The organism is Sporomusa malonica (genome assembly GCF_900176355.1).
In the GTDB taxonomy this organism is placed as follows: Bacteria; Bacillota; Negativicutes; order Sporomusales; family Sporomusaceae; genus Sporomusa; species Sporomusa malonica.
This window is the reverse complement of sequence record NZ_FWXI01000035.1, coordinates 20,964-27,603: the sequence shown is the minus strand read 5'-3', so window position 1 is coordinate 27,603 and position 6,640 is coordinate 20,964. Positions and strand designations below refer to the sequence as shown.

The 6,640-nt window shown below is 46.1% G+C and carries 6 protein-coding genes, 1 rRNA gene and 1 riboswitch; of the genes, 6 read left to right on the top strand and 1 reads right to left on the bottom strand.

What is annotated here, in order from left to right; translation table 11 throughout:
• Window positions 1–171 precede the first annotated feature (171 nt).
• The 6 genes from rrf (at window position 172) to B9A22_RS23500 (ending at window position 5,146) form a co-directional block, all read left to right on the top strand.
• Window positions 172–288, top strand: a 5S ribosomal RNA gene (gene rrf / locus B9A22_RS23525).
• Between the two features lie 115 nt (window positions 289–403).
• Window positions 404–1,147 (top strand): SagB/ThcOx family dehydrogenase, encoded by a 744-nt coding sequence (locus tag B9A22_RS23520; protein WP_084578379.1) that lies wholly within the window; start codon window positions 404–406, stop codon window positions 1,145–1,147.
• A 65-nt stretch (window positions 1,148–1,212) separates the two neighbouring features.
• Window positions 1,213–1,319: riboswitch (SAM riboswitch) on the top strand.
• Between the two features lie 74 nt (window positions 1,320–1,393).
• Window positions 1,394–2,449, top strand: coding sequence for a methionine ABC transporter ATP-binding protein (locus tag B9A22_RS23515; protein WP_084578378.1), 1,056 nt, complete (start codon window positions 1,394–1,396; stop codon window positions 2,447–2,449).
• Complete coding sequence (locus B9A22_RS23510; protein WP_084578377.1) at window positions 2,418–3,071, top strand: methionine ABC transporter permease; 654 nt, start codon at window positions 2,418–2,420, stop codon at window positions 3,069–3,071. Before B9A22_RS23515 ends, B9A22_RS23510 begins: the two co-directional genes overlap by 32 nt.
• A 33-nt stretch (window positions 3,072–3,104) precedes the next feature.
• Window positions 3,105–4,298, top strand: a complete 1,194-nt coding sequence (locus B9A22_RS23505) for a pyridoxal phosphate-dependent aminotransferase (protein WP_084578376.1) — start codon at window positions 3,105–3,107, stop codon at window positions 4,296–4,298.
• 29 nt (window positions 4,299–4,327) lie between these two features.
• The gene (locus tag B9A22_RS23500) at window positions 4,328–5,146 is read left to right on the top strand and encodes a MetQ/NlpA family ABC transporter substrate-binding protein (protein ID WP_084578375.1); all 819 of its coding nucleotides are present in this window, start codon (window positions 4,328–4,330) and stop codon (window positions 5,144–5,146) included.
• Between the two features lie 45 nt (window positions 5,147–5,191).
• Here the strand turns inward: B9A22_RS23500 and B9A22_RS23495 are convergent, their stop codons facing one another.
• Window positions 5,192–6,637, bottom strand: a complete 1,446-nt coding sequence (locus tag B9A22_RS23495) for a bifunctional diguanylate cyclase/phosphohydrolase (protein ID WP_084578374.1) — start codon at window positions 6,635–6,637, stop codon at window positions 5,192–5,194.
• Window positions 6,638–6,640 lie beyond the last annotated feature (3 nt).

Sequence of the window (6,640 nt, the reverse complement as noted above, 5' to 3'; positions counted from 1 at the left end):
AGATAGGCCAGATGTGTAAGTGGCGCAATCCACGCAGCTGACTGGTACTAATAGGCCGAGGACTTGACTTAACTACCTCGTTTGCTAAGTGCAAACATTAACCTAATGCGCAATGCTTTTCTTCTGTGAAGTTTTCAGGGAATATACCTTAACCGGATATTCACCTGTATATCCAGTGACGATAGCTGTGGGGTTCCACCTGTTCCCATACCGAACACAGTAGTTAAGCCCATAAACGCCGAAGGTACTTGGCTGGAAACGGCCTGGGAGATTAGGAAGTTGCTGGTTAGTTAAAGCACTCACTTTTTAGTGAGTGCTTTTGATTTGCCTACTTTTATAGTATACTTGTTGTAAAAACACAGTAACTAAATTTTACCATCCATTAATTTAGGGAGGGGCCATTATGACATTTGAACCTGGCAAGGAATTTATGGAGAAGACTAAATATGGCCAGCCGTCACCGTCGTCTGATCAGGCGAAAGGCTTGCCGTATCCACCAGTGGAGCTTGAGTGTTCTGGCACTGATTGTGCTCTGGATTTACCTGATCCCAAGGGGTTTAATCCTGCTGATATTTCAGTAACAGACGCTATTAGTCAGCGCGTTAGTGTACGTAAATATGCGGACAAACCTTTGACTTTGCATGAGTTGTCTTACTTATTATGGTGTACGCAGGGAGTTAAGTCAATTAAGTCCCACCTTGCTACGTTTCGTAATGTGCCATCGGCGGGGGCTAGGCATGCTTTTGAGACATATTTGTTAGTTAATCATGTTACTGGGCTAATACCGGGCTTGTATCGGTTTTTGGCTGTTGACCATCAGCTTGTTAGAATGGAAGCTCCGGACAATATCGGTGATATAATCACTGAGGCATGTATTAAACAGAAATTTGTTCAGACTAGTGCGGTTACATTTATTTGGACTGCAGCTACATACCGAATGACTTACCGCTATGGGCAGCGAGGCTATCGCTACCTGCATCTTGATGCAGGGCATGTTTGTCAGAATCTTTATCTGGCAGCAGAGGCGATAGATAGCGGTGTCTGTGCTATCGCTGCTTTTGATGATGACAAGCTGAACCAAGCACTACACATTGACGGACATGAACAGTTTGCTATTTATGTAGCGACTTTAGGCAAAAAACTGTAACCAAAAAACTCTTGACAGTAGATTATGTCACATGTTAATATGACTCATGAACTGAATACAGTATTCTTTCATCAAGAGTTGGCTGAGGGACTGGCCCTATGAAGCCGCGGCAACCATCGCATATGCGAACGGTGCCAATTCCTGCAACCCGTAAGGGTTTGGCAGATGAAGAATAGCATAGTTAAGAAATTATGCCTCTTCGTCTATGAAGGGGCTTTTTTTATTTAGGGAGGGAGAACTACAAACATGATTACGTTAACTGGATTGCAGAAGGTATATCACGGCGAGTCAGGCACAGTAATTGCGCTTGAGGAGGTGTCGCTTGCTATAAAGCAGGGTGAGATATATGGCATTATTGGTAAAAGTGGTGCTGGTAAAAGTACGCTTATCCGCTGCATTAACCTGTTAGAACGCCCTACCGCTGGTAAGGTAGTTGTTGCCGGGCAGGATATGACAGCATTGTCAGAAGCTGAATTACGAGAAGCACGCAAAAGCATTGGGATGATTTTTCAGCACTTTAATCTGTTGTCATCGCGAACTGTTCTCGAAAATGTCGCTTTTCCGCTGGAGATTGCTGGTGTTAAGCGTGCTGAATGGGAGAAAAAGGTATTGCCGCTCCTGGAGCTGGTGGGCTTGTCTGATAAAAAAGATGTATATCCGGCCCAGCTCAGTGGCGGACAAAAGCAGCGGGTGGGTATCGCCAGGGCGTTAGCCAGTCAGCCTAAGGTTCTCTTATGTGACGAAGCAACATCGGCGCTTGATCCGCAAACAACCGAGTCGATCTTAACTTTGTTGAGAGATATAAACAAAAAACTGGGCCTAACCATTGTTTTAATTACCCATGAGATGCATGTTATTAAAGCAATTTGTGATCAGGTGGCTGTGATCGAAGGCGGGCAACTAGTGGAAACCGGTAAGGTTTTTGATGTGTTTACCAAGCCTAAATCAGCAACGGCCCGTGAATTTATTAAGGCTGTAGTAAATAACAAACTGCCGGAAGCGCTGGCAGAGGTGTTGTCAGAAACGCCGGTAGCTGGCGGGAACCTTGTCGTAAGACTTTCCTTCTTCGGTGCAGCCACTAACGAGCCGGTTATTGCCGGCCTTATCAGGCGGTTTGCTATTGATGTCAATATAATCTCAGGCAATATTGACCATTTGCAGGATACGCCGTATGGAACACTGCTAATCGAGTTATCTGGCGCACAGGATGATATTCAAAACGCATTAAACTATTTACAGGCTATAGATTTGGAAACAGAGGTGATTGGTTATGTCGCAAGACATGCTTATGCTGCTGGTTGAGGCTTTAGGAGAGACAATATATATGGTGGCTGTTTCTTCGCTTGTATCAGCACTGTTAGGTATTCCGCTAGGTGTTATTCTGGTTATTACCGGCAAAGGCCATATCAAAGAAAACGTGGCATTTAATCAAGTCTTGGGCGCCATAGTTAACGCTGCCAGATCAACACCATTTATCATTCTCATGGTGGCAATCATTCCGTTTACCCGGATCATTGCTGGCACATCAATTGGCACTAATGCCGCCATTGTTCCGCTCACCATTGCTGCTATTCCATTTGTTGGTCGGATTGTTGAGTCTGCACTCAAGGAAGTGGATGCAGGACTTGTTGAAGCAGCGCAGTCAATGGGGGCGTCACCCCGCCAGATTATCCTAAAGGTGCTTATTCCTGAAGCCATGCCTTCCATTGCACTGGGATTAACCTTGACGGTAATCAGCCTGATTGGCTACTCGGCTATGGCTGGAGCTGTTGGCGGCGGTGGTTTGGGAGACTTGGCCATTCGCTATGGTTATCAACGGTTCAGAGCTGACGTTATGGTGGCGACTGTTGTCATTCTTATTGCTCTTGTGCAAATGGTTCAATCAAGCGGCGACTATTTTGCCCAAAAACTTAACAAACGCTAAATGCGATGCACAAATATAGGGGGTATATTAATCATGGAAAATATAATCCAGAGTATTCGTGAAGGCGGCTACGCCTCGGCTAAGGCCAGACAATTTACTGAGTCAGTCATCCGTGAGATGAGCCGGATTGCTGCCGCTCACAATGCCATAAACCTGGCACAGGGGTTTCCTGATTTCCCGGCTCCTGAGGCGATAAAGCAGGCAGCTATCAAAGCCGTGAATGAAGACAATAACCAGTACGCCATAACCTGGGGCACTAAAGGCTTGCGTGATGCCATTGCCGCCAAGGTAGAACGCGACTATGGCGTTGTTATTGACCCAGAACGCCAGCTTACAGTATGCTGCGGAGCAACCGAGGGGATGATTGCTACGCTGTTGGCTACGGTTAACCCTGGTGATGAAGTCATCATCTTCGAACCTTTTTATGAAAACTACGGTGCTGATGTAATTTTATGCGGGGCGATACCCAAGTATGTTAGCCTGACACCTCCTGAGTTTAACTTTAACCGCGAGGAATTGATTGCCGCGTTTTCTGACAAAACCAAAGCCATCATTATTAATACGCCTAATAACCCGACAGGTAAGGTGTTCAATCGCGAGGAACTGGAACTAATTGCTGAGCTGTGTATTAAACATGATGTATTGGCAATTAATGATGAGATCTATGAGCATATTCTGTATGACAATACCGAGCATATTCCGCTATGGACTTTGCCGGGAATGGCTGACAGGACAATTGCCGTAAACAGTGTTTCCAAAACCTTCAGTGTTACCGGTTGGCGTATCGGTTATGTGCAGGCCTCGGCGGAAATCACTGCTTCAGTCCGCAAAGTCCATGATTTTCTCACCGTAGGAGCTGCTGCGCCACTGCAAGTGGCAGCTGCCGAGGCGTTTAACTTTGGTGCTGACTATTATGCAGAGCTGGCCGGTTTCTACAGCGAGCGCCGTGATTATTTACTTAATGCTTTAGAAAAAGTAGGCTTCAAATGCGTGAGACCGCAGGGAGCGTACTACATTATGGCCGATATTACGCCATTCGGCTGGGATGACGATGTTGCTTTTGCCAAATACTTGACCAGTGAGATTGGTGTAGCGGTTGTGCCTGGCTCCAGCTTTTTCCGTCCTGAAAGTACTGCAGGCAAGACCCTGATCCGGTTTTGTTTCTGCAAAAAATTTGAGACTTTAACAGCGGCTGCTGACCGCTTGGCAAAGCTTATAGTAAAGTAATTAATAGTAATAAATAAGGGGAGAAGAACATGAAAAAATACTTAAAGGTATTCGCACTTGCCACTAGCCTAGCATTAGCCGTTGTGGGGCTTACAGGCTGCGGCCAACAGGCTGCTGCACCGGCAGCAGATAAAACTCTCAAGGTTGGTGTAACTGCCGGTCCTCATGCCGAAGTTATGGAGGCTGTCAAAAAAGTAGCCGAAAAAGACGGCCTCAAGATTCAGATTGTTGAGTTCAATGATTATGTTCAGCCTAACGTGGCCTTAAGCCAGGGGGATATAGATGTTAACAGCTTTCAGCATCAGCCGTATTTGGATAATATGGTACAAGATCGCAAGTATGACATAGTCTCTGTTGCCAAGACTGTTATTTACCCGATGGGCATCTACTCCAAGAAAATTAAGTCACTGAACGAGCTTAAGCCTGGTGCGGTAATCGCAATTCCTAATGATCCGACCAATGGCGGACGTGCGTTGCTGTTATTAGAAAAACAGGGATTAATTAAGCTTAAGCAAGGAACCGGCCTTAAAGCTGCAGCTGCCGATATTGCCGAAAACCCCAAGAGCTTTAAAATCAAAGAACTTGATGCCGCGCAAGTGCCGCGTTCGCTGGAAGACGTTGATTTAGCGGCCATCAATACTAACTATGCTATGACAGCCGGCCTTGTTCCTAATAAGGATGCCTTGGCTATTGAAGATGGTAATTCGCCTTATGCCAATGTTATTGCTGTGAAGGCAAAAGACAAAGACAATCAAGCAGTGGCTAAACTTGTAAAAGCATATCACTCTGAGGAAGTAAAGAAATTTGTTAATGAGCACTTCAAAGGCTCGGTAATTGCAGTCTGGTAATTGCTTATGAATAAAGAAAACCGCGGGATTTCCCGTGGTTTTTTATTAGTGCTGCTTTTCTACTATCTCAACAAACGGTTCAATTAAATCTGGGTCAAACTGAATGCCGGCAAACCGGCGAAGTTCGCATGTGGCCTGAGTATGACTCAGTGCTTTGCGGTAAGGGCGGTCACTGGTCATGGCATCATACGCATCGGCAATTGACAGTATCCGGCATTCTAGTGGGATGTTTTCTGCAGTTAGTCCCATCGGATAGCCAGTGCCGTTCCACCATTCATGATGTTTGAGAATGTAATCGGCAATTATGCTTAAGTCAGGCGATGCATGGGCAATGCGAAAGCCTATTTCGGAATGACGCTTCATTTGATTGAATTCTTCGACGGTGAGCTTGCCTGGCTTAAACAGGATATGGTCAGGAATACCTACCTTACCAATATCATGAAATTGGGCAAGGAGTTTTAAGTCTGTGATCCGATTTTCCGGCAAGCGAAGGAGCATTCCCATGCGCGCAACCAATTGTTGGAGGCGATCGCCATGACCTTCTGTGATAAAGTCCCGTGCCTCTAAGAGTTTCATTGCGGTCTGAACAATGGCGCTCCGGTTACTTTGGCTCCGGTGCAGCTTTTCACGGTACATATTATTGTCAGCCGATTTAAAGACATCCTGTAGACTTGCCGGGTAGGAATCAGCCAAAGCAAAGCCAAGGGAAATGCTAAGGACAATCCCCTCTGCTAGTGGCGTGCTCAGATTATAGGCATCTACTGACTTGGTAATACGCCGGGACAATACTTCAAGCGACTGCAAAGTAGCATTTGGCAGCAGTATAACAAATTCATCGCCGCCGATTCGCGTAACAATGGTGTTAGGCGGACTGTTGGCAGTAAGAATACCGGCAGCAGCTTTGAGTAAGCTATCACCGCTTTGATGTCCCCAGGTGTCATTAATCAGTTTAAGACCATCTAAATCACCCACTATCATACCGACTGGGGCGAAAAGTGGGTCATTAAGCCGCTCAAGTTCTGCGGCGAAATAGGCTCGGTTGAACAGGCCTGTCAACGGATCATGCATACTTAGATAGGTGAGACGTTCTTCAAGTTTTTTCCGGTCGCGCCGAACCTCGGCTTCCTGAATTTCGCGGCTAATGGCCGGTGCTAAACGGGCTAGACTGCTCTTAAGAATATAATCATGAGCCCCAGCCTTCATGGCACGTACTGCTACATCTTCACCAATGGCTCCTGATACAATGATAAAAGGAATGTCAAGCGCACACTTTTTTAGGAGTTCGAGAGCAGCCAAGCCACTAAAGTTTGGTAATGAATAATCGGAGATAATGACATCCCACTTTTGCGCAGACAAGGCAGCAAGCATGGTACAAGGCAGCTCTACTTTACTGAGGTGGGGAGTATAGCCGCCCTGGCGGAGAGCCCTTTTTATCAATAGGACATCATCGTCTGAATCCTCGATAATCAAGACATTTAAGGGTGTAGGCATCTC